Below are 23422 nucleotides of genomic sequence, written 5' to 3' on the forward strand. Positions count from 1 at the left end.
GGTCGCCCTACCGACAGAACCGGTCCGGACGCGCCGTGACGGACCGGTTCCCCTGCGTCAACCGGGTCACAGCGGCGGCTGGGGGACGGTGCCGCGGTGCCCGCCGTAGTACTCGCCGACGTAGCCCGCGCTCTCCTGCGCGCGCCGGTCGGCGTCCTCCTCGACCATGAGGTTCAGCAGCTGCTGGACGCCCTCGCTGTCCGGGATCTGCTTGAGCACGGTCGCCCCGCCCTCGCCCGCGGACTCGATGGTGAGCGTCCCCGAGTTGATGATCCGCTCCCAGAGGCTCTGCCGGTAGGAGACGTCGGTGATCCGGGACAGCCCGATGTCACGGCCGCGGCGGGACAGGATCCCCTCGCGGAACAGCAGCCGGTGCGTGGTGATGACGTAGTGCGTCGTCCGCCACCGGAGCACCGGCACCAGGACGACGGTCAGCAGGAGCACCAGCGCCGCCGCGAGGAGGACCATCCGGTAGACGCCCTGCTGCCGGCCGGCCGGGATCACCGCCATGCCGAACGACGTGCCGCCGACGACCACGAGGAACCACACGACGGGCCAGAAGAGGGTCAGCCAGTGCGGGTGCAGGTGACGGACGACCTCTTCGTCCTCCGCGAGCACTCGGTCCGGGTAGGGCATGCCACCCAGGATGGCGCAGGATCGGCCGTCCGGTGCGGACCCGGCCTCCGGACGGTCACACCCGACGCACGTGCCGCACGTCTCCCGAGGCGAGCTCCACCGTGCCGGACGGTGTCGCCACCACAAGCCGGCCGTCCCAGTCGATCGCCTGCGCCGTGCCTTCCAGGGTCGTCCCGTCGGGCATGCTCACGGCGACCTCCGACCCTACCGTGGACGACCAGCCCAGGTAGTCCTGCGCCAGGCCCGAGGAGACGGGGTCGCCGAGCGCCTGCGTCCACCGCCGGTACCGCCGCTCGACCGCGCGCAGGAAGGCCAGCAGCACCGGTCCGCGATCGACCGTCGTGCCGAGCACCTGCGACAGCGACGTCCCCGTCTCGGGCAGTTCCTCGGCGGTGGTGTTCACGTTCAGGCCGACGCCGACGACGACCGCCGTCCCGGTGCTCTCGGCCAGGATCCCGGCGAGCTTCCGCCCGTCCACCGCCAGGAGGTCGTTGGGCCACTTCAGCGAGGACCGGACGCCGGTGACCTCGCCGACGGCCTCGGCCAGGGCGACGCCCGTCAGCAGCGGCAACCATCCCCGCCGGGCGGCCGGGACGTCGGGGCGCAGCAGGAACGAGACGGTGAGACCGGCCCGCGGCGGCGAGGTCCAGACCCGGTCCAGCCGGCCCCGGCCGGCGACCTGGTGCTCGGCGACGAGCACCGCGCCCTCGTCGCCGTCGTCACCCGCGGCGGCCGCGAGCGCGGCGTTGGTGGACCCGATCTCCTCGACCACCTCGAGGCCCCGCCACAGCGTGCTGTCCCGCGTCAGGGCGGCCTGGAGGTTCGCTCCGTCGAGGGACGGACGGTCGAGATCCGACCAGCGGGATGAGGGGAGATCGGGCACTCCCTTACGCTACGGCCCGTGAGCGCCGCCGAGCTGTCGAGCGCCGGGGAGTCCGTCCCCGACGACGTCGACATCCACACCACTGCCGGAAAGCTGGCCGACTTCGAGCGTCGCGTGCAGGAGGCCACCCACGCGGGGTCCGAGCGCGCCGTCGAGAAGCAGCACGCCGCGGGGAAGATGACCGCGCGCGAGCGGATCGAGGCGCTGCTGGACCCGGGCTCGTTCACCGAGTTCGACGAGTTCGCCCGCCATCGGTCCACGAACTTCGGCATGGACTCCAAGCGCCCGTTCGGGGACGGCGTGGTCACCGGCTACGGGACCGTCGACGGCCGGCCGGTCGCGATCTTCAGCCAGGACGTGACCGTGTTCGGCGGCAGCCTCGGCGAGGTCTACGGCGAGAAGATCGTCAAGGTCATCGACTTCGCGATCACCAACGGCTGCCCCATCGTCGGGATCAACGAGGGCGGTGGCGCCCGCATCCAGGAGGGCGTGGTCTCCCTCGGCCTGTACGGCGAGATCTTCAAGCGCAACGTGCACGCCTCGGGCGTCATCCCGCAGATCTCGCTGGTGATGGGCCCCGCGGCCGGCGGGCACGTCTACTCCCCTGCCCTCACCGACTTCGTGGTCATGGTCGACAAGACCAGCCAGATGTTCATCACCGGGCCCGACGTGGTGAAGACCGTCACCGGCGAGGAGGTGACCCTCGAGGAGCTCGGCGGTGCGCGCACGCACAACACCAAGTCCGGCGTGGCCCACTACCTCGGCGAGGACGAGGCGGACGCCCTCGACTACGTCAAGGCGCTGCTGTCCTACCTGCCCAGCAACAACCTCGACCCGCTGCCGGCGCTCGACGTGGCCCCGGTCGACGTCGTCCTCCCGGACGCGCTGACCGACTCCGACCTCGAGCTCGACACGTTTATCCCCGACTCGGCGAACACGCCGTACGACATGCACACCGTGATCGAGCACGTCGTCGACGACGGCGAGTTCCTCGAGGTGCAGCCCCTGTTCGCGCCCAACATCCTGATCGGGTTCGGCCGCGTCGAGGGCCGGCCGGTGGGCATCGTGGCCAACCAGCCCACCCAGTTCGCCGGCACCCTCGACATCGACGCCAGCGAGAAGGCCGCGCGCTTCGTGCGCACCTGCGACGCCTTCAACCTCCCGGTGCTCACGTTCGTCGACGTGCCCGGGTTCCTGCCCGGCACGTCGCAGGAGTGGGAGGGGATCATCCGCCGGGGCGCCAAGCTGATCTACGCCTACGCCGAGGCCACCGTCCCGCTGGTCACCGTGATCACCCGCAAGGCCTACGGCGGCGCCTACGACGTGATGGGCTCCAAGCACCTCGGCGCGGACATCAACCTCGCGTGGCCCAGCGCGCAGATCGCCGTCGTGGGGGCCCAGGGCGCGGTCGGGATCCTCTACCGCAAGGAACTGGCCGCGGCCGACGACCCGGACGCCCGCCGTGCGGAGCTCATCTCCGAGTACGAGGACACCCTCGCCAACCCCTACATCGCCGCCGACCGTGGGTACGTGGACGCGGTCATCCCACCCTCGCACACCCGGGTGCAGGTCACCAAGGCGCTGCGGGTGCTGGCCAACAAGCGCCAGACGCTGCCGCCCAAGAAGCACGGGAACATCCCGTTGTGAGTGAGCAGCCGCTGCTCCGGATCGTCCGCGGCGAACCGACCGCCGAGGAGGTCGCGGCGCTGACCGTGGTCGTCGCCGCCATGTCGCAGCGCCGCGAGCGACGCCGTCCGACGCCGGTCGGCACGTGGGCGTCGCACGCCGACGGTCACCGGCCCGCGCTGCAGCACGGGCCCGGCGGCTGGCGGGCATCGGGGCGGTTCGCATGAGCGAGCGTGCCAGCTCATGGGACAAGAGTGCGGGGCCGCGGACGCGGCCGACAAGCGCCAGCGAGGAGGACGCGTGACGAGCGACCGCAGGCTGGTCCTGGCGTCGGCCTCGCCCGCTCGGCTCTCCCTGCTCCGGCAGGCGGGTCTCGCGCCCGAGGTCGTCGTGAGCCAGGTCGACGAGTCGTCGGTGCAGGCGCCACGCGTGGCCGAGACCGTGGCCCTGCTCGCCGCGGCCAAGGCGGCTGCCGTCGCCAAGCAGGAGACCGACGCCTTCGTCATCGGCTGCGACTCGCTGCTGGAGTTCCACGGCAAGCCCCTGGGCAAGCCCGCCGACGCCGCGGAGGCCCGCGACCGGTGGCAGCGCATGGCCGGACGCTCGGGCGTGCTGCACACCGGGCAGGCGCTGTTCGACGTGCAGGACGGCGCGGTCGTCGCCCGGGACATCGCCGTGGCGTCCACCGTCGTCTACTTCGCCAGCCCCACCCCGCAGGAACTCGAGGCCTACGTCGCGACCGGCGAGCCCATGGCGGTGGCGGGGGCGTTCACCCTCGACGGCCTGGGCGCGCCGTTCGTGCGCCGGGTCGAGGGCGACCCGGCCGCCGTCGTGGGCCTGTCCCTCACGGTGCTGCGGATCCAGCTCGCCAAGCGCGGGCTGGCCATCACCGACCTCTGGCGCCGCTGAGCGCCCGCCGCGCAGCGGCTACCGCCCGGTAGTTACAGTCCGAGCGGTTCAGACGAGAAGGAGTGCAACGGTGCAGAAGGTCCTGATCGCCAACCGCGGCGAGATCGCGGTTCGGGTGGCACGTGCGTGCAAGGACGCAGGCCTGACCAGTGTGGCCGTCTACGCCGAGCCCGACCGGGACGCGCTGCACGTGCGCGAGGCCGACGAGGCGTTCGCCCTCGGGGGGACGACCCCCGGCGACTCCTACCTGGTGATCGACAAGATCATCGACGCCGCCAAGCAGTCCGGCGCCGACGCCGTCCACCCGGGCTACGGCTTCCTCTCGGAGAACGCCGACTTCGCCCAGGCGGTCATCGACGCCGGGCTGACCTGGATCGGCCCCTCGCCCGAGGCGATCATCGCCCTGGGCGACAAGGTGCAGGCCCGGCACATCGCGACCAAGGTCGGAGCGCCCCTCGTCCCCGGCACCACGGAGCCGGTCAAGGACGCCGACGAGGTCATCGCGTTCGCCGAGGAGCACGGCATGCCGATCGCCATCAAGGCGGCGTTCGGCGGTGGCGGCCGCGGTCTGAAGGTGGTCCGGGACAAGAAGGAGATCCCCGAGCAGTTCGACTCGGCGGTCCGCGAGGCCGTGTCGGCGTTCGGCCGCGGCGAGTGCTTCGTCGAGAAGTTCCTCGACAAGCCCCGGCACGTCGAGGCCCAAGTGCTCGCCGACAGCCACGGCAACGTGGTCGTCGTCGGCACGCGCGACTGCTCGCTGCAGCGCCGCAACCAGAAGCTGGTCGAGGAGGCGCCCGCTCCGTTCCTCACCGACGAGCAGCGGGACCGCATCCACTCCTCCGCCAAGGCGATCTGCAAGGAGGCCGGCTACCACGGCGCGGGCACCGTCGAGTACCTGGTCGGCGCGGACGGGTCGATCTCGTTCCTCGAGGTCAACACCCGCCTGCAGGTCGAGCACCCGGTGTCGGAGGAGACCTCCGGCATCGACCTGGTGCGCCAGCAGTTCCGCATCGCCGACGGCGAGAAGCTCTCGATCACCGAGGACCCGACACCGCGCGGGCACGCCATCGAGTTCCGGATCAACGCCGAGGACGCCGGCCGCAACTTCATGCCCGCGCCTGGACCGGTCACCCGGCTGGAGATCCCGCAGGGCCCGGGCGTGCGCTGGGACTCCGGTGTGGAGACCGGCGGCGAGGTCGCGGGGGCGTTCGACTCCATGCTGGCCAAGCTCATCGTGTACGGGGCCAGCCGGCAGGAGGCGCTCGAGCGCTCCCGCCGGGCCCTGGACGAGCTGGTGGTCGAGGGCATGCCCACGGTCATCCCGTTCCACCGTGCCGTCGTCCGCGACGAGGCCTTCACCAGCGAGCCGTTCACCGTGCACACCCGCTGGATCGAGACCGAGTGGGACAACCAGGTGCCGCCCTACGACGCCGCCCCGGCCGAGGGCGAGGAGTCCGCGCCCCGGCAGACCGTGGTCGTCGAGGTCGGCGGACGCCGGCTCGAGGTGTCGCTGCCGGCGGGTCTGGCCGCCGGCGGCGCTGCGCCGGGCGCCGCCGCGAAGCCTCGCAAGCGCGGAGGCGGCAGCGGCGGCTCGGCCGCCTCGGGCGACAGCCTCACCTCGCCGATGCAGGGCACCATCGTCCAGGTCGCCGTCGAGGACGGCGCCACCGTCGAGGCCGGTGACCTGGTCGTCGTCCTGGAGGCGATGAAGATGGAGCAGCCGGTCACCGCGCACAAGGCCGGCACGATCTCCGGTCTGTCCGCCGAGGTCGGTGCGGCCGTGACCAGCGGCGCGGTCATCTGCACCATCGCCGACGCCGCCGAGTAGAGCGAGTCACTCAGCCGCGGGTGACCAGTCCGGTGCCGTCGTCCACGGTCAGCCTGCCGCCCTGGAAGTCCTGAGCGGTTCCCCCGGTGACCGGAGTCGGATCCGACGTCGGATAGCCGAGGGAACCGCTCTCCCAGCCCTGCGCGCCCCAGGCGCTGAGGATGGGCCCGGCGACGACGTGGGTGCCGGTGGCCGCGGTGCTGTAGACCTTCCCGCCCTGGAACACCTGCCCGCAGCCGCTCTGCTTCATCCCGCAGATCAGCCCGGTCGTCGGGTACCCGAGCGCACCGCCCTCGGCACCGGCCGCGGCCCACGCGGTCGCGATCGCGCCGGACACGGCGCGAGCGCCGGTGGACGAACTCCAGTGGATGGTGCCGCCCTGGAACGCCTGGCTGCAGCCCCCGCCGGCCAGCCCGCACACCTGGTCCCCCGTCGGGTAGCCCAGCGGGCCGACCTCCCAGCCCTGCGCCCCCCACGTGGCGAGGATCGGCCCGGTCAGCACCCGGGTGCCGGTCGTCGGCGTGCTGTAGATCTTCCCGCCCTGGAACACCTGCCCGCAGCCGCTCTGCTTCATCCCGCAGATCAGCCCGGTCGTCGGGTAGCCCAGCGCACCGCCCTCGGCACCGGCCGCCGCCCACGCGGTCGCGACCGCCCCGGACACGGCGCGAGCACCGGTGGACGAACTCCAGTGGATGGTGCCGCCCTGGAACGCCTGGCTGCAGCCCCCGCCGGCCAGCCCGCACACCTGGTCCCCCGTCGGGTAGCCCAGCGGGCCGCCCTCCCAGCCCTGCGCGATCCACGCGGCCTGGATCGGCCCGCTCACGGCATGGGCACCGGTGGCGGACGTGGAGTAGATGCGGCCGCCCTGGAACACCTGCCCGCAGCCGCTCTCCTTCATCCCGCAGATCAGCCCGCTGGTCGGGTAGCCCAGTGGGCCGACCTCCCAGCCCTGCGCACCCCACGCGGTGAGGATCGGCCCGGTCAGCACCCGGGTTCCGGTCGCCGCGGTGCTGTAGATCTTTCCGCCCTGGAACACCTGCCCGCAGCCGCTCTGCCTCATCCCGCAGATCAGCCCGGTCGTCGGATAGCCCAGCGCACCGCCCTCGGCACCGGCCGCCGCCCACGCGGTGGCCATCGCTCCCGAGACCGACTTCGTCCCCTCCGTCGGGTGGGAGTACAGCGTGCCGCCCTGGAACGCCTGCTTGCAGCCCCCATCGGCCAGGCCGCACACCTGGTCCTCGGTCGGGTAGCCCAGCGGGCCGACCTCCCAGCCCTGCGCACCCCACGCGGTGAGGATCGGCCCGGTGAGCACCCGGGTGCCGGTGGCCGAGGTGCTGTAGATCTTCCCGCGCTGGAACACCTGCCCGCAGCCGCTCTGCTTCATCCCGCAGATCAGCCCGGTCGTCGGATAGCCCAGCGCACCGCCCTCGGCACCGGCCGCCGTCCACGCGGTGGCCATCGCTCCCGAGACCGACTTCGTCCCCGCCGTCGGGTGGGAGTACAGCGTGCCGCCCTGGAACGCCTGCTTGCAGCCGCCATCGGCCAGCCCGCACACCTGGTCCCCGGTCGGGTAGCCCAGGGGGCCGACCTCCCAACCCTGCGCCCCCCACGTGGCGAGGATCGGCCCGGTCAGCACCCGCGTGCCGGTGGCCGCGGTGCTGTAGATCTTCCCGCCCTGGAACACCTGCCCGCAGCCGCTCTGCTTCATCCCGCAGATCAGCCCGGTCGTCGGGTAGCCCAGCGCACCGCCCTCCGCACCGGCCGCCGCCCACGCGGTCGCGATCGCCCCGGACACGGCCCGGGCACCGGTGGACGAACTCCAGTAGATGGCGCCGCCCTGGAACGCCTGGCTGCAGCCCCCGCCGGCCAAGCCGCACACCTGGTCCCCCGCGGGGTAGCCCAGCGGGCCGCCCTCCCAGCCCTGCGCAATCCACGCGGCCTGGATCGCCCCGGTGAGAGCGTGCGTGCCCGCCCCGGGAGCTGAGTAGATGCGCCCACGCTGGAACACCTGACCGCAGCCACCGCTGCGCAGGCCACAGATCAGTCCGGTGGTCGGAAGACCCAGCGAGCCGGACTCGTGACCCTGTGCCCCCCACACGGTGGCGATGTCGCCGGGAACCAGACGCGTGCCCGTCGCAGGGTCGTCGACCAGTGTCCCGCCCTGGAAATCCTGTCGACAGATGCCGGCAGCGCAGACCTCGGCGGCCGTCGGGTAGCCGATGATCCCCGACTCCTCTCCGATGCTGCGATAGGCGTCGAGCAGGGCACCGTCGCGCACCCCCACTGCGCCGGTCGTGGGCGACCAGTACAGGTTGCCGCGGGAGAACGACTGCTGGCAACCGTCGGCCGTCAGGCCGCAGTCGGCGTCCGCCATGGGGATGCCCCACGTGCCGAACGCACCGCCGCCCGCGGCCCAGGCGGTGAAGATGTCGGCGGACACCAGGTGAGCGCCATAGAGCACGGTCCAGGAGCCCGCGCCGTTGGCGAAACGTTGCTCGCAGTAGCGCACCATGTCCCACCAGCCGCAGGCCTCCGCCCCGATCGCGGCACCCAGCGGTCCGTCGGGGCCGCCCGATGCCTCGTAGGCCACGGTGATGGCGCTCTTCGGCGTGACCTGCACGGTGGCGGCCGAGGGCGACGTGCTGACCACGGTGATGTCGAACGCCCCGCCGCCGCGGGACGAGTCCTCGATGCGCACAGGACTGCCCACCGGCAGCGCGGTGGAGAGGTCCCCGTCCCAGTCCGCCTCCCCCGACGGCGTGCCGTCCAGGAGCAGGGAGCTGTCGTCACCACCGGTCTCCTGGCGGAGCAGGACGCCGGGTTGCAGGCCGAACCGGTTCGCCGTCGTGCCCAGCCAGGCATCCCGGCCGCTGGCCGGGCGGTACTCGAGCCAGTACTTGATGCCGTCGGTGTCACGGAGCATGACACCGCGCAGACCCGCGCGCTGTGACACCGGTGTGAGAGTCACCGTCCCGGGCGGACTGTTGACCTCGAAGGTCTGACCCTGGATCCGCACCAGCCGGGCCGCCTGTGCGAGGCCGAGGGATCCGACCTGGCTCCAGGAGGCACCCATCACGTCGTACAGGTCGTAGTAGGGCGTGGTCTGGCAGAACTCGCGGTTGGTGCCGGCGTCGCACTGCCGCAGCGAGGAATGCCCCAGGCCGAAGTTGTGGCCGAGTTCGTGCGCGATCACCGAGGTGGCGACGTCGGTGACGTACAGTTTCCCGCCGGCGGTCACCGAGCTGCCGACCTGCGCCAGCCCGTAGGCGCACCCCTTGCTGCCGCGCGGCAGGTAGACCAGCAAGTGCTTGCCGAAGCCTGCCGTCCAGTGCGCGTGCGCGGCCGCCTGCGCCCAGAGGCCGTAGGGATCCGAGCAGTCGACCGTCGCCCGCACCCACGCGGGGTCGTTCCCGGCTGCCGTGGCGATCCGGATCTTGTCGTCGGACTGCTCCGACCAGAAGTCGGCGACCGGGCCGTTCACGGCCGCTTCCACCTGAACGAGCGTCCGTCCCGCTTCCGGCGCTCCCCCGGCCGGGACCACCATCACGACGGTCACATCGTCGGTCGGCGCGGCCGCGGACAGCGGCGCCTCCGCCGGCGCCGGGGTCACGACCGCCGCCGAGAGAACCTGGAGCGCCGGGTCCAGGCCCGCGTCGGTGGCCGGGTCGTTCGCGGCCTCGCCTCCCACGACCACCGAGACGGTGGCACCGACCGGGACGTCGGTGCCCGGCAGCGTGCGCGCGAGGTCCTCGGTGGAGACGCGGACGGCATCACCCGACGCCGTCTCGATCCAGCTCAACGGCCCCTCGTCGGCCCGCGCGACGGCCTCGTCGGGGTTCTTGTGCTCCGGCCACGCCTGCACCAGCTCGCCGACGACCCGGTCACCGCTCGACGGCTGGTCGTCTGCCGCGGCCACCGCCGGGACGAACATCGGCACCAGCACGGCGCTCGCCAGCACGGCGAGCAGGGAGCGCCGTGGGAGCGCGGGGCGGGACAGGGGCACGGAGGGCTCCAGGACGCGGAGGGGTTCCCTTCTCCATCGGCTCCACGGCGCCGGAGTGAAGCGAAGGTAGGAAACTCGGCCGCCCACTCTCAGGAGCGCCTGAGCACTGACCTGCGCAGGGCCGGAACGCCGAGGAGAGCCGTCCCGGCCAGCGCGACGCCGATCAGCGTCACGAGGAAGCCGGTGCCGCCAGAGCTGTCGGCGGCCGCGGACAGCGCCGGCGCCGCGGGCAGGACGTCCGGGGCCACGGACGTCGGCTCCTGGTAGCCGGCGATGGTCCCCGCCGGAGGGACGGCGACGTCGGTGTTCCCGCGCATCACCGTGCCCGGAACAGGAGCGGCCGGTCGCGGGGCCTTCGCCGTCGGCGCCGTGGGCGGCGCCGGGGTGACGCTCAGGACGGCGCCATCGGCGTCCGCGCTCTGCACGACGACGCTGAAGTCGCCGCCCGACACGGGGACCGCCGTGCCGACCGGCAGCGCCTCCTGGAGGTCACTCGCCCAGCCGGCCGCCGCCGACGGGGTGCCGTCGAGCAGCAGCGAGGTGTCTGGCAGCCCGCCGGCCTTGCGCAGCAGGACACCGGTCTGCAGGTGGTACCGGTTCTCCGTCGTCGCCAGCCAGGCGTCGCGGGCGGTCGCCGTCCGGTACTCCAGCCAGTAGTCGACGCCCTCGGCGTCGGTGAGCCGCAGGGCGCGCGTGCCGGCCCGGCCGGCGAACGGCGCGAGGGTGACCGTGGTCGCTCCGCTGTGCACCGTGAGCTGCGTCTGCTGCGCAACCGGCAGGACGCCGAGCTGGGCGGCCTGGGCGGCGTTGAGCGAGCCGAGCCGCGCCCACGAGACACCCATGACGTCGTAGTAGTCGCGGTAGGCGCTGGTCCGGCAGGTGGCGGACTCGACGGCGCCGTCGCACTGCTGCGCCGAGGAGTGGCCGAGACCGAAGTTGTGGCCCAGCTCGTGGGCGATGACCGAGCTGAGCGTGTCGCGGACATAGAGACGGCCGCCGGACGCGGGTGCGGAGCCGACCTCGCCCAGGGCGTAGCTGCACGCCGTCGCGGCGCGGCTCACGTACAGCATCAGGTGCTTCCCCGGGCCCGGGGTGAAGCCGACCGAGGCGGCGACCTCGTTCCACATCGCCGTCGGGTCGGCGCAGCCCTTGACGGGGGCGACCCAGCCGGGGACGGCGCGCGTGACGCCGACGGAGATGGTGCCGTTGCTCTGTTCCGACCAGAAGTCGGCGACCGTCGTGTCCACGACGTCCACGAGCTGCGCGACGGTGACGTCGTCCTGGGCCGCACCGTCGGGGTTCACCCGGACGACGGTGACCTGGTTGGTGAGCCCGGCGGGGCCGCGGAGCACCGGCGCGGGCGGGGCCGGCTGCACGATCGTGGTGTCGGTGACGTCGTACAGCGGGTCCTCGGCGTTGCCGTCGTGCGGGCCGTCGCCGGCGGGGTCGACCGTGAGCTGGAGCGTCGTCCCGGGGTCGATGCCCTCGACCTGGTCGGTCGGGATGCGGAAGGCGTCCCCGTCGGCGTTCTGCACCCAGCTGATCGGCTGCACGGCCCCATCGGAGGCGTCCCGGCTCTCCGGCCAGGCCTGCAGCAGCGTGCCGACGACCGTCGTGCCGGCGGACTCGGCAGCCGCAGCGGTACCCACCGGCACCACCGCGGTGGCGATCAGCGCGGAACCGACCGCCAGCGAGCGCAGCAGGGTGGGGACGAGGGCGACCCGGGCAGAAGACATCTCCTCCTGCATCGGCGGCCCACGCGCGCGTCGGCACCGGATCGGCGGAGTTGAGCGGAAACTGCCGTCACATCCGCCGCAGCGGTCGCCGGGCGCCCCGGCGGCCCCGTCAGGAGAGCTCGTCGACGCCCATCAGCCGGCGCCCGGCCTCGGTGATCGAGCCGGAGAGGGACGGGTAGATGGAGAAGGTCTGCGCGAGGTCCGCCGCGGTGAGCCCCTTCGTCACCGCGAGGGCGATCGGCAGGATCAGCTCCGAGGCTCCGGGGGCCACCACCACACCGCCGATGACCACGCCGGTCGAACGGCGGGTGAACAGCTTGACGAACCCGTCGCGCAGGTCGCTCATCTTCGCGCGGGCGTTGGTCGCCAGAGGCAGCCGGACGACGTCGATGTCCTGATCGCCGGAGATCGACTTCTGCTGGACCCCGACCGTGGCGATCTCGGGATGGGTGAAGACGTTGGCCGCGACCGTCTTCAGCTTGATCGGCGCCACCGCCTCGCCGAGCGCGTGCCACATGGCGATCCGGCCCTGCATGGCCGCGACGGACGCGAGCTGGAAGACGCCGGTCACGTCGCCGGCGGCGTAGACGCCGGGCACGCTCGTCCGGGAGACGCGGTCGACGACGATGTGCCCGGCCTGCGTCAGCTCGACCCCGCACTGCTCGAGGTTGAGGCCGGCGGTGTTCGGCACGGTGCCGACGGTCATCAGGGCGTGCGAGCCCTCGACGGTGCGTCCATCGGTGAGCTCGACGAGCACGCCCTTCTCGGTGCGCCTCACCGCGGCCGCCCGGCCACGTTCGGCGATTCTCCCGCCCCGGGACTGGAAGACCTCTTCGAGCACCTCGGCGGCGTCGGCGTCCTCGCCGGGCAGCACCTGGTCGCGCGAGGAGACCAGCGTCACCGGCACCCCCGCCTCCAGATAGCCGGAGGCGAACTCCGCTCCGGTGACCCCGGAGCCGACCACCACCAGGTGCTCGGGCATCTCCTCGAGGTCGTACACGTCGCGCCAGTCGAGGATCCGGTCGCCGTCGGGCTCGGCGCCGGCCAGCACGCGCGGGTCCGCGCCCGTCGCGATGAGGACCACGTCGCTCTCCAGCTCCTCGGTGACCGCGCCCGCGCCGTCCAGGATCTCCACGCGGTGCGCCGCGAGCCCGCGGATCTCGTCGGAGAGCCGGCCCTGCCCGGCGACGATCCGCACGCCCTCGCTCGTGAGCCGGGCGTGGATGTCGGCGGACTGCGCCATCGCCAGCCCCTTGACCCGGTGGTTGACCGACGCGAGGTCGAGGCTGACGGTGGCGAGCTCGGCGCCCTGCAGGCCGAGGACGGCGGAGTCGCGGACCGAGGTCATCGTGCCGGCGGCGGCGATCAGGGTCTTGGACGGGACGCAGTCGGTGAGCACGCTGGCGCCCCCGATGCCGTCCCGCTCGATGACGGTGACCTGCGCACCGAGTTGCGCGGCGACCAGGGCGGCCTCGTAGCCGGCCGGTCCGCCGCCGATGATCACGATGCGGGTCATGGATGCTTCTCCGGTTGGTTCTGCGGGGTGCCGCGGGCGGGGATTGCCACCATTCTCCCCGGTGGCCTCCTCGGGCGCTGCGACCGGCGTGCTCCGGCCCGGCGCACCGGTCGTACTGTCGGCCGAATGGGCCTCTACGCCGCCTACGGGTCGAACATGGATCCCGCGCAGATGCTGCGCCGATGTCCCTCCTCCCCGCACACCGACACCGGATGGATCCGCGGCTGGCGGCTCACGTTCGGCGCCGAGGAGTACGGCTGGGAGGGCGCATTGGCCACGCTCGTGCCCGACGAGGACACCGGCCCGGGCGTCTTCGTGGCCCTCTACGACCTCACCGAGGCCGACGAGCGGGCCCTCGACGCGTGGGAGGGCGCCGACCAGGGCCTCTACCGCAGGCTGCACCTGCGGGTGCACACGCTGACCGGCGACGAGGTGGCCTACGTCTACGTCCTGGACGCCTTCGAGGGTGGCCTGCCCTCGGCCCGGTACCTGGGCGCGATGGCCGACGCGGCCGAGGCCGCGGGAGCACCCACCGACTACGTGACCGCCCTGCGGTCCCGGGAGTGCCGGTCATCTTTTTGATTCATCCCGAAGAGTGTTTACCATGGTGATCGCGATGCGTAGGGTCCCCGATCTCATCCGCGAGCGGGGGCCAGGAGCACAGCATGTGTGACGACCATTCCCCGGGTACGGACACCGGCCAACGATTGGTCACCCGTCGTCGGGCTCTCCAGGGATTGGTCAGCCTGGCCGGGCTCGCGGCTCTCCCATCGGGAACCCGATCGGTGACGCACACGCGGTCCGCACGGCAATCCCCGGTTGCGAGCCACCTTTCGGCATTCAAGCTCGCGATGCATCTGCACGCCTCCGGCTCCGAGGGCGTGGGCAGCATGCAGTCGCACCTGTTCGAGGCCGCGACCAATGGTTTCGACGTCGCGTGGTTCACCGAACACGACTATTTCCGGCGAGGAATGCTGCACCGTTCCAGCTATCACTTCCTGCCCGAGGACAGAGCTCTCGGGGGCGTGTGGCGGCTTCCCGCGCTGCCTCCGCTGGGTTCGCTGCAACCCGGCAGTGGCGGCGAACTGGTCTCGGATCCGACGAGCCCGAACGACCGGGCCCTGACCAAGGGCTCGCTGAAGCTGACCGCGGTCAGCACGGGCGCCGATCCCGCGATGGTCAGCCATCGGATCGACAGCAACGACTTGTCGCGCCCCATCATCCGGGGTCGCATCCTGGGGCGCCGGGTTCTGGTCGACGTCCTGCCCGTCAGCACCGGCCCGGACGCCTGGGGCGAGATCCGCATTTTCCTCTCGCACCATCCGGCCGCGGGCGGACGAGAAGCCGGCATCGTGTCCTTGCTTTATCGATTCCGTCCGGATATCACGGATCGGCGGATCACCGAGAACGGTACGACGGCACTCATCGACATCCCTGTGTCGAACGGAAGATGGCAGTCGGTCGCTCTCGACCTCAGCCACGACGTCCACGCCGCGTGGCCCGACATGCAGTCGAACGACAACTCATTGTGCGATCTCGAATTCCGCGCCGTGAGCCGACAAATGGCACCGGCCGAGATGTTCTTCAGCTTCCTGCGTTTCGATGAAATGCGTTTCGACGGGGTGGGGGTCGAGCGCGAACTCGCCGCCGCGTATGCCGAGGAGGACCCGGGCGTGCTCGGCCTGATCGGCACCGAGTACTCGCTGGGGCCGCACATCAACGGGTACGGCGGCGCGCAGCGTCCCTACGACTACGGACCGGGCGTGGACCTCGACTTCCGGACCGGAGAGATCCGCCGTCCGCTCGTGGACTTCATCCACCGCCACGGCGGTCTCGCGTCGATCAACCACCCGTTCCTGCCCACCGAACCGTGGACGGCGACGACCCCCTCCGGGGTCGCGCACGACCTGCTCTCGATCGACGCAGGGGGCGCAGACATCCTCGAGGTCGGCTACGGGACCCCGGTGACGATGCACGACAACTTCGCCGTCTGGGACACCATGAGCCGCAACGGCCTGTTCCTCACGGGCAACGGAGTCACCGACGACCATTCCGGGCAGAACTGGGCGACCCGCGCAGAGGGCCGCTTCTACACGTCCGCGTGGGCGCACGACGTCACCGAGACGAGCCTGCTGGCCGCGCTGGCGAGCGGCCGGACGTTCGTCGGATACCTCGGATCCTTTGCGGGCGTCATCGACATGACCATGGACGGCGAGGTCCCGATGGGTGCGGTCTCGGTCGACGCGGCGACCTCTCGCTCGCTGCGCATCGACGCCACCGGCCTCCCCGCGGGCGGAGCCGTGGAGGTCGTGCGGGGCGACGTCGACTTCGCCGGGATCGACGACCCGAACCCGGCCACCACCGTCGTGGCGACGCTCGGTCCGAGCGACCTGGAGGCACGCACCGCGGTCCCGATCGACACCTCGGACGACTGCTTCGTCCGCATGCAGGTGGTCGACGGAAACGGGACGGTCGTCGGCTTCGGCCAGCCGATCTGGACGCTCAAGACCCCGTCGCCCGGCGGGATCCCGCCGGCCCGCCGGGTGCGCAGCTGATCGGGGGCAGCGCTCCGGCTGCTAGCTGAACGTCGCGTCACCGGCGACGTCGGGAGCGGCCTCCCCGGGGGCGGCGAGGAACGTGTCCCTGATCTGTCGCGCCGCGAGGGCAGGGGTGAGCTCGCCGGCGAGCACGGCCTTCTCCAGGTCCGGTGCCAGCGCGCGGACGCCGGGGTGGTGGCGCAGCGCCGACTCCAGCCCGTCACGCACGAGCTGCCAGGTCCACCGCACCTGCTGCGTGCGGCGTCGCTCCTCGAACTCCCCCGACGCCTTCGCGCGGTCCTGGTGCTCGACCAGCTTCGCCCAGACCTCGTCCAGGCCCTCGCCGGTCAGCCCAGCGCAGGTCAGAACGGGCACGTCCCAGCCGTCGTCGGCGTGGCCCCGCAGCATCCGGATCGCCCCGGCCAGCTCCCGCGCTGCCTTCCGCGCATCGCCGGCGGCCGGGCCGTCGGCCTTGTTGACCGCGATGACGTCGGCGATCTCGAGTATGCCGCGCTTGATGCCCTGCAGCTGGTCGCCGGTGCGCGCGATGGTCAGGAAGAGGAACGAGTCGACCATCTCGGCGACGGTGATCTCCGACTGCCCGACGCCGACGGTCTCGACCAGGACGACGTCATAGCCGGCCGCCTCCACGACGACCATCGACTCGCGGGTCGCCTGAGCGACCCCGCCGAGCGTCCCGGACGTGGGCGAGGGCCGGATGAACGCGTTCGGGTCGACCGCGAGCCGGGCCATCCTGGTCTTGTCGCCGAGGATCGAGCCGCCCGACCGCGCGGACGACGGGTCGACGGCGAGCACGGCGACCTTCGAGCCCCGGGCGGTCAGGTCGACGCCGAGCTGGTCGATGAACGTCGACTTGCCGACACCCGGGACCCCGCTGATGCCGACCCGGCGCGCTCCCCCCGCGTGCGGGAGCAGCTCGACGAGCAGTTCCTGCGCCCGCTCGCGGTGGTCGGCGCGGCGTGACTCGACCAGCGTGATGGCGCGCGCCACCGCCCGCCGGTCCCCCGCCCGGACCCCCTCGACGAGCGGGGCGACCTCTCGAGCCGCCATCAGTGGCCGAGACGCGACGACAGCTGACTGAGCAGGTCCTGCGCTGCCTCCGCGATCACCGTGCCGGGCAGGAACACCGCGGCCGCGCCCATCTCCTTCAGGGTGGGGACGTCGTCGGGCGGGATCACGCCGCCGACGACGATCATCACGTCGTCCGCACCGAGCTCGGCCAGCGCGTCCTTCAACGCCGGCACGAGGGTGAGGTGGCCGGCGGCCAGCGACGAGACGCCGACGATGTGCACGTCGGCCTCGACCGCCTGGCGCGCGACCTCCTCCGGCGTCTGGAACAGCGGGCCCACGTCGACGTCGAAGCCGAGGTCGGCGAAGGCGGTCGCGATGACCTTCTGGCCGCGGTCGTGGCCGTCCTGGCCCATCTTGGCGACGAGGATCCGCGGGCGCCGTCCCTCGGCCTCCTCGAACGCCTCGGCCATGCTGCGCGTCTCGTCCAACGGTGCGGAGCTCCCTGCTTCCTCGCGGTACACGCCCGAGATGGTGCGCACCTGGCCGGAGTGACGCCCGTAGACCTCCTCCAGCGCGTCGGAGATCTCGCCGACGGTCGCCTTCGCGCGGGCGCCGTCGACGGCCAGCTTGAGCAGGTTCTGGTCGAGACCGCTCCCCCGCGTGCCGTCGGCGGCCGCGCGCGCGGCGTCCGTCAGCCGCGACAACGCGTCCTCGACGGCCGACGCATCGCGGGAGGACCGGAGCTCCTCGAGCTTGGCCTTCTGCTGGGCCAGCACGTCGGCGTTGTCGACGCGCAACACCTCGATCGCCTCGTCGGCCTCGACCCGGTACTTGTTGACGCCGATCACCGGCTGCCGGCCGGAGTCGATGCGCGCCTGGGTGCGGGCCGCGGCCTCCTCGATGCGCAGCTTCGGGATGCCGTCGTCGATCGCCTGCGCCATGCCGCCGTGCTCGGCGACCTCCTCGATGTGCGCCCACGCGCGGCGGGCCAGGTCGTAGGTCAGCTTCTCGACGTACGCCGAGCCGCCCCACGGGTCGATGACCCGCGTCGTCCCCGACTCCTGCTGCAGCAGCAGCTGGGTGTTGCGGGCGATCCGGGCGGAGAAGTCGGTCGGCAGGGCGAGCGCCTCGTCCAGCGCATTGGTGTGCAGCGACTGCGTGTGCCCCTGGGTCGCGGCCATCGCCTCCAGGCAGGTGCGGACGACGTTGTTGTAGACATCCTGCGCGGTGAGCGACCAGCCCGAGGTCTGCGAGTGGGTGCGCAGCGAGAGCGACTTCGCGTTCTTCGCCCCGGCCTCCTTCACCAGCTTCGCCCACAGCAGCCGGCCGGCGCGGAGCTTGGCGACCTCCATGAAGAAGTTCATGCCGATGCCCCAGAAGAAGGAGAGGCGTGGCGCGAACGTGTCGACGTCCATGCCGCCGGCCTGGCCCGCCTTGATGTACTCGACGCCGTCGGCGAGCGTGTACGCGAGCTCCAGGTCGGCCGTCGCCCCGGCCTCCTGGATGTGGTAGCCGGAGATCGAGATCGAGTTGAACCGCGGCATCTCCTGCGAGGTGAACGCGAAGATGTCGCTGATGATCTGCATCGAGGGCTTGGGCGGATAGATGTAGGTGTTCCGCACCATGAACTCTTTGAGGATGTCGTTCTGGATGGTGCCGGTCAGCTGCTCCGGCTTCACCCCCTGCTCCTCCGCCGCGACGATGTAGAGCGCGAGGACCGGCAGGACCGCGCCGTTCATCGTCATCGACACCGACATCTTGTCCAGCGGGATGCCGTCGAACAGCTGCCGCATGTCGAGGATCGAGTCGATCGCCACGCCCGCCATGCCCACGTCGCCGACGACCCGCGGGTGGTCGGAGTCGTAGCCGCGGTGGGTGGGCAGGTCGAAGGCGACCGACAGCCCCTTCTGCCCGGCGGCGAGGTTGCGCCGGTAGAACGCGTTGGACTCCGCCGCGGTGGAGAACCCGGCGTACTGCCGGACCGTCCACGGCTGGGTCGTGTACATCGTCGGGTACGGGCCGCGCAGATAGGGCGCGATGCCCGGGTAGGTGCCGAGGAAGTCCAGCCCGTCCAGGTCGGCCGGGGTGAACAGCGGTGGGACGGCGATGCCCTCCGGCGTCTCCCACGTCGACTCCTCGACGCCGCGGCCGGTCGCCTCCTTGAACGCCTTGGCCCAGTCGTCGGCGGTCGCGGACGGCGCCGGCCGGCCCAGCCCGACGGAACCGAAGTCGGGGATCGTGCTCACGACTCCTCCTCGCTGGCGCTCGTCGTCCCTGTTCGCACGTGGGTGGCTCTGCTCTTCTGTTCGCTCGCAAGCTCGCTCACTGCCGTGACTCCCAGCTGCTCGTGCGCGGTGCGCAGCACGTCGAGCGCGTCGCACCCGGTGAAGACGTAGCCGTCCACCCCGTCGATCTCCAGGTCGGGTTTCCCGGCCAGCCAGACCGAGGTGGCGCCGGCGGCCCGGAGCTCCTTGGCCAGCGCCGCGGCGGACCCGGCGTAGTCCTTGTCGGTGCCGCAGATGCAGGCGACCGTCGTCGATGCCGCAGCGAAGCCCTCGACGCCGTCACCCGACGGCGTCTCCAGGCCCCCGGCCTGGAACAGGTTGCCGGCGAACGAGGCGCGGGCGGTGTGCCTGGCGACGGGCCCGATCGTGGCCAGGTAGACCTTCTTGCCGGCACCCGCGTCGCGCAGCTCCTCGAACGCCTGGGCGGCCCGCACGCGGGGCAGTCCCCCGCCGGCGACGGGCTCGGTGAGCGGCCGGCGCTCCGGCAGCTTCTCCGCCAGGTTGGGGAACTCGCTCACGCCGGTGATCGGGTCGGTGCGATGGGCGATCCGGCTCGAGCGCTCCGCCCAGGCCGCCACGATCCGGTCGGCGACCAGCCCCGAGTCGAGTGCCGCGACCAGCCCGCCGGCGCGCTCGATCTCGGTGAACCAGTCCCACGCCGCCCGCGCCAGCTGGTCGGTCAGCGACTCCACGTACCAGGAGCCACCGGCCGGGTCGAGCACGCGGGCCAGGTGCCCCTCCTCCACCAGGAGGCTCTGGGTGTTGCGGGCGATCCGGCGGGAGAAGGCGTCGGGCAGTCCCAGCGCGGCGTCGAACGGCTGCACCGTGACGACGTCGGCCCCGCCCACACCCGCGGCGAAGCAGGCGAGCGTCGTCCGCAGCATGTTCACCCACGGGTCGCGCTTCGTCGTCATCACCGAGGAGGTGACGGCGTGCTGCCGCTGGCCGCGGACCTCGGGCGACGCGCCGCTGACCTCGCCGACCCGGTCCCATAGCCGGCGCGCCGCGCGCAGCGCCGCGATGGTCGTGAACTGGTCGGCGCCGGCGCTGTAGCGGAACTCCAGCTGCCCGAACGCCTGGTCGACCGACAGGCCTCCGTCGGTGAGCGCGCGCAGGTAGGCGGTGCCGGCAGCGAGCGAGCAGCCGAGCTCCTCCACGGCGGAGGCGCCGGCGTCGGCGAACACCGTGGCGTCCACGACGACCGTCCGCAGCCCCTCGTGCGCGGCGGCCCGGCGAGCGAGGTCGGCCAGGCCGGACAGGTCCTGCGTCTCCCCGGTCGCGGCCTGCCGGCCCAGCGGGTCCAGCCCGAGCGAGCTGCCGGCGGCGAGATCGGTGCGGCCCTCGACGAGGTCGAGGAACGCCTCCGCCGCGGCAGGGCCGCCCTGCACGGTCACCGGCGCCAGGTCGAGCAGCACGTCGGAGAGCACCTGGCCGAGGGAGTCGACTCCGATCGCACCCTCGCCCAGCACGAGCCAGAGCGAGGTGACCCCGTTCTCCAGGTCGGCCGCGATGGCCTCCTTGGTGGCGGCCACATCGGGGTCGGCGTGCCGCTGCCGGACATCCCAGCCGCCCGGGACGGCGGGGTCGCCACCGGCCCGCGCACCCCGGACGAACGGGGCGACGCCGGGGACGCCGACCGCGGACGGCAGATCGCCCGCGTCCTCGGCCGTGTACAGCGGCTCGACGCTGACACCGGTGGCGACGCGGACGGCGAGGGCCTCCTCGACGGGGTCGGGCAGGTCCTCGCGGCCGGCCTTGCGCAGGACGGCGGCCACCAGCTCGCGCCACTGCCCGCGGGTCGCGGCGTCGAACTCGGCCGCGAGCGCCAGGTCGTCGGGCACCTCGTGCTCGGCCGGCACCTCCGCGTCGGCCGGCGCGGGGCCGTCAGCCTGCTGGTCGGTGGAACTCATCGTCGGGTTCCCGCCTCTCCTCCACTGATCGTCGCGGTGAAGTGTCCCCAGGAGCTCGCGGGCCGGAGCGCGGGGGTCCCGCATCGGCCTCCAGCGCGTGCAGCGCGGTGCGCGCCATCAGCCGGACACCGATGCCGATGGCCCGCTCGTCGACGTCGAACGTGCCGCGGTGCAGGTCCAGCGGCGCTCCGCCCCCGTGGGTGCCCAGCCGGGCCAGCGCGATGGGCATGACGTCGGCGAACCAGCCGAAGTCCTCCCCGCCCATGCTCTGCTGGGACAGCACGACCTGCTCACCGCCGACGGTCTCCAGCGCCGCGGCGCGCAGGAGGGCGACGGCGCGCGGATCGTTGACGACCGGGGGCAGGCCACGGACGTAGTCGACGTCGCACTCGGCCCCGGTCGTGGCCGTGACCCGCTCGACGAGCGAGCGCATGAGCTCCTCGGCGTGCTTCCACAGGTCGCGGTCGAGCACGCGGACGGTGCCGCGCAGCGAGCCGCGCTGCGGGATGGCGTTGGCCGCCACGCCGGCGTTGACCGCACCCCAGACCAGGGACATGCCCGACCGCGGATCCACCTGACGGGAGAGCAGCCCGGGCAGGTCGGTGATCAGCCGGCCCAGCGCGTCGACGAGGTCGACGGTCAGCTGCGGCCGCGCGGTGTGCCCGCCCGGGCCGGTGAGGGTGATGTCGATCCGGTCGCAGGCCGCGGTGATCGCGCCGGTGCGCAGGCCGATCTTCCCGGCCGGCACCGACGGGTCGCAGTGCAGCGCGAACGCACGCGACGCGCCGTCCAGGACGCCGGAGGCGACCACCTCGCTGGCGCCGCCCGGAATGGTCTCCTCCGCGGGCTGGAAGACGCCGCGGACGGTGCCGGGCAGGCCGTCGAGCGAGGAGAGGGCGATCAGCACGCCGAGGAGGACGGTCGTGTGCACGTCGTGGCCGCAGGCGTGGCACAGCCCCTCCCGCGTGGAGGCGTAGGGAACGTCCTTCAGATCCGGCAGCGGGAGCGCGTCGATGTCGGCGCGCAGGACCACGACCGGCTCCCCCGAGCCGACCTCGCAGACGAGCCCGGTGCCGGTGGGCAGCCGCCGCGGTGCGAGTCCGTGCGCCCGCAGCCGCTGCTCGAGGAACGCCGTGGTCTCGAACTCGGCGAACGCGAGCTCCGGGTGGGCATGCAGGTGCCGCCGGGTCGAGACGAGTTGGGCGTGGTGGGCGGCCACCCAGTCGTCGACGGCGGAGCCGAGTTTCTCGACGACCGGGGTCATACCGTGCGGCCCCCCGCGGCGCCGACCGCCGGGCGACCGGCCGGGCCGTCGGCCGGCAGGCCGTCGCGCATCTCCGCGAGCAGGCTGTCCACGACGGCGCGGAGGTCGCCGCCGTTGGCGGCGGCCACCGCGCGCTGCCGCTGGTAGGAGGCCCCGACGGCGAGGATCCGCTCGACGTCGGCGAGCTCGGTCGCGCAGTCGAGCCGCTTCGCCGTCGGCATGAGGTCCTCGACCAGGTCGAGCAGGGCCTGGCGGACCGGCCGGACCGTCCCCTTCTCGTCGACCACGATGTCGGCGTCCAGGCCGTAGCGGGCGGCCCGCCACTTGTTCTCCTGCAGCACCCACCGGGCCGGCGTCGGCAGCGTGTAGCCCCGGTCGAGCTGGGTGTCGAACTGCTCGACCAGGCACTGGGAGAGCGCGGCCACGGCGCCGATCTCGTCGAGGGTGGGCAGCCCGTCGGAGATGCGCAGCTCGACGGTGCCGAAGTCCGGGTGCGGCCGGATGTCCCACCACACCTCGCGCACGCTCTCGATCGCGTGGGTGGAGATCTGGGTCGCCATGTAGCTCTCGAACTCGTCCCACCCGGAGAGCTGGTAGGGCAGCCCCGCCGTCGGCATGCCCTCGAAGATCTTGGTCCGGGCCGACGCCAGACCCGTGTCGGCGCCGACCCAGTACGGCGAGGACGCCGACAGCGCCAGGATGTGCGGCAGGTACTGGCACAGCGCGTTGACCACCGGGATCGCCTTCTCCGGCGCGCGCACGCCCACGTGGACGTGCACGCCGAAGATCTGCAGCCGGCGCGCCGGCCACTGCATCTGCTCGACCAGCCGCAGGTAGCGCTCCTTCGGGGAGATCAGCTGCGTCTGCCAGTCGCTGAACGGGTGCGTGCCGGCGCACATCAGGCCCAGGCCTCGGCGATCGGCGGCGGCGCCGACCTCGGCCAGGGTGCCGGCGAGGTCGGCCTTGGCCTCCGCGACCGTGGAGCAGATGCCGGTGATGATCTCGACGGTCGACTGGAGGAGCTCGTGCTTGGCCTTGGGATGCTCCGCGGCCCCCTCGGGTCGCAGCTCCTCGAGGATCTCGATCGCGCCCGCCGTCAGTTCCCGGGTCTCCCGGTCGATGAGCTGCAGCTCCCACTCCACGCCCAGGCTGGCGCGGGTGGAGGACTGGAAGGGGATCTGCACCTCGGCGAGTCTAGGTTCGATCACGGTCGGCCACCCCCCGGTGGAGCATGATCACCCGGCCGTGGACAGCGGC

General features: G+C 72.5%; 16 protein-coding genes. 6 read left to right on the forward strand and 10 right to left on the reverse strand.

The features are described 5' to 3' along the window. Positions 1–66: 66 nt before the first annotated feature. Positions 67–636, reverse strand: a complete 570-nt coding sequence (locus AC2H4J_RS15660; protein ID WP_487465798.1) for a PH domain-containing protein — start codon at positions 634–636, stop codon at positions 67–69. A 55-nt stretch (positions 637–691) separates the two neighbouring features. Next, positions 692–1519 (reverse strand): biotin--[acetyl-CoA-carboxylase] ligase, encoded by an 828-nt coding sequence (locus tag AC2H4J_RS15665; RefSeq protein ID WP_487465799.1) that lies wholly within the window; start codon positions 1517–1519, stop codon positions 692–694. 18 nt (positions 1520–1537) lie between these two features. Here AC2H4J_RS15665 and AC2H4J_RS15670 point away from each other — a divergent pair, with 18 nt between their 5' ends. The 4 genes from AC2H4J_RS15670 (at position 1538) to AC2H4J_RS15685 (ending at position 5882) form a co-directional block, all read left to right on the forward strand. Then, positions 1538–3166, forward strand: a complete 1629-nt coding sequence (locus tag AC2H4J_RS15670) for an acyl-CoA carboxylase subunit beta (protein ID WP_487465800.1) — start codon at positions 1538–1540, stop codon at positions 3164–3166. Then, complete coding sequence (locus AC2H4J_RS15675) at positions 3163–3372, forward strand: acyl-CoA carboxylase subunit epsilon (protein ID WP_487465801.1); 210 nt, start codon at positions 3163–3165, stop codon at positions 3370–3372. Before AC2H4J_RS15670 ends, AC2H4J_RS15675 begins: the two co-directional genes overlap by 4 nt. 73 nt (positions 3373–3445) lie before the next feature. Continuing rightward, positions 3446–4054 (forward strand): Maf family protein, encoded by a 609-nt coding sequence (locus AC2H4J_RS15680; protein ID WP_487465802.1) that lies wholly within the window; start codon positions 3446–3448, stop codon positions 4052–4054. A 70-nt stretch (positions 4055–4124) separates the two neighbouring features. Continuing rightward, the gene (locus AC2H4J_RS15685) at positions 4125–5882 is read left to right on the forward strand and encodes an acetyl/propionyl/methylcrotonyl-CoA carboxylase subunit alpha (protein WP_487465803.1); all 1758 of its coding nucleotides are present in this window, start codon (positions 4125–4127) and stop codon (positions 5880–5882) included. Between the two features lie 10 nt (positions 5883–5892). Here the strand turns inward: AC2H4J_RS15685 and AC2H4J_RS15690 are convergent, their stop codons facing one another. The 3 genes from AC2H4J_RS15690 to AC2H4J_RS15700 form a co-directional block, all read right to left on the reverse strand. Then, the gene (locus AC2H4J_RS15690) at positions 5893–9885 is read right to left on the reverse strand and encodes a hypothetical protein (protein WP_487465804.1); all 3993 of its coding nucleotides are present in this window, start codon (positions 9883–9885) and stop codon (positions 5893–5895) included. Between the two features lie 89 nt (positions 9886–9974). Next, positions 9975–11621 (reverse strand): reprolysin-like metallopeptidase, encoded by a 1647-nt coding sequence (locus AC2H4J_RS15695; RefSeq protein WP_487465805.1) that lies wholly within the window; start codon positions 11619–11621, stop codon positions 9975–9977. A gap of 109 nt (positions 11622–11730) precedes the next feature. After that, positions 11731–13137, reverse strand: a complete 1407-nt coding sequence (locus AC2H4J_RS15700; protein ID WP_487465806.1) for an NAD(P)H-quinone dehydrogenase — start codon at positions 13135–13137, stop codon at positions 11731–11733. A 126-nt stretch (positions 13138–13263) separates the two neighbouring features. Between AC2H4J_RS15700 and AC2H4J_RS15705 the strand changes: the two genes are divergently transcribed. Together AC2H4J_RS15705 and AC2H4J_RS15710 are read left to right on the forward strand one after the other, a co-directional pair. After that, positions 13264–13719, forward strand: a complete 456-nt coding sequence (locus tag AC2H4J_RS15705; RefSeq protein WP_487465807.1) for a gamma-glutamylcyclotransferase — start codon at positions 13264–13266, stop codon at positions 13717–13719. Between the two features lie 155 nt (positions 13720–13874). After that, positions 13875–15692: a CehA/McbA family metallohydrolase domain-containing protein gene (locus tag AC2H4J_RS15710; protein WP_487465808.1), complete on the forward strand. Its 1818-nt coding sequence runs from the start codon at positions 13875–13877 to the stop codon at positions 15690–15692. A gap of 21 nt (positions 15693–15713) precedes the next feature. On the opposite strand, the gene meaB is transcribed toward AC2H4J_RS15710, so the two are convergent. From meaB to AC2H4J_RS15735, 5 genes are read right to left on the reverse strand one after another with little or no spacing between them, the layout of a single operon-like run. Beyond that, positions 15714–16745, reverse strand: a complete 1032-nt coding sequence (gene meaB / locus AC2H4J_RS15715; protein WP_487465809.1) for a methylmalonyl Co-A mutase-associated GTPase MeaB — start codon at positions 16743–16745, stop codon at positions 15714–15716. Further along, on the reverse strand, positions 16745–18952 hold the full coding sequence (scpA, locus tag AC2H4J_RS15720) for a methylmalonyl-CoA mutase (RefSeq protein ID WP_487465810.1): 2208 nt from the start codon (positions 18950–18952) through the stop codon (positions 16745–16747). Before scpA ends, meaB begins: the two co-directional genes overlap by 1 nt. Continuing rightward, a complete protein-coding gene (locus tag AC2H4J_RS15725) occupies positions 18949–20901 on the reverse strand; it encodes a methylmalonyl-CoA mutase family protein (RefSeq protein ID WP_487465811.1) in 1953 nt (650 codons plus the stop codon). Before AC2H4J_RS15725 ends, scpA begins: the two co-directional genes overlap by 4 nt. After that, positions 20876–22165: an amidohydrolase gene (locus AC2H4J_RS15730; RefSeq protein WP_487465812.1), complete on the reverse strand. Its 1290-nt coding sequence runs from the start codon at positions 22163–22165 to the stop codon at positions 20876–20878. The genes AC2H4J_RS15725 and AC2H4J_RS15730 overlap by 26 nt, the downstream gene beginning before the upstream one ends. Then, positions 22162–23373 (reverse strand): glutamate--cysteine ligase, encoded by a 1212-nt coding sequence (locus AC2H4J_RS15735; protein ID WP_487465813.1) that lies wholly within the window; start codon positions 23371–23373, stop codon positions 22162–22164. Before AC2H4J_RS15735 ends, AC2H4J_RS15730 begins: the two co-directional genes overlap by 4 nt. Positions 23374–23422 lie beyond the last annotated feature (49 nt).

Source organism: Blastococcus sp. OS1-29, assembly GCF_057628075.1.

Excerpts from the sequence above, each read along its gene's own strand:
- AC2H4J_RS15660 (WP_487465798.1), bottom strand. The coding sequence starts at position 636 with ATGCCCTACCCGGACCGAGTGCTCGCGGAGGACGAAGAGGTCGTCCGT.
- AC2H4J_RS15695 (WP_487465805.1), bottom strand. The coding sequence starts at position 11,621 with ATGTCTTCTGCCCGGGTCGCCCTCGTCCCCACCCTGCTGCGCTCGCTG.
- AC2H4J_RS15700 (WP_487465806.1), bottom strand. The coding sequence starts at position 13,137 with ATGACCCGCATCGTGATCATCGGCGGCGGACCGGCCGGCTACGAGGCC.
- AC2H4J_RS15705 (WP_487465807.1), top strand. The coding sequence starts at position 13,264 with ATGGGCCTCTACGCCGCCTACGGGTCGAACATGGATCCCGCGCAGATG.
- meaB (WP_487465809.1), bottom strand. The coding sequence starts at position 16,745 with ATGGCGGCTCGAGAGGTCGCCCCGCTCGTCGAGGGGGTCCGGGCGGGG.
- AC2H4J_RS15725 (WP_487465811.1), bottom strand. The coding sequence starts at position 20,901 with ATGAGTTCCACCGACCAGCAGGCTGACGGCCCCGCGCCGGCCGACGCG.
- AC2H4J_RS15730 (WP_487465812.1), bottom strand. The coding sequence starts at position 22,165 with ATGACCCCGGTCGTCGAGAAACTCGGCTCCGCCGTCGACGACTGGGTG.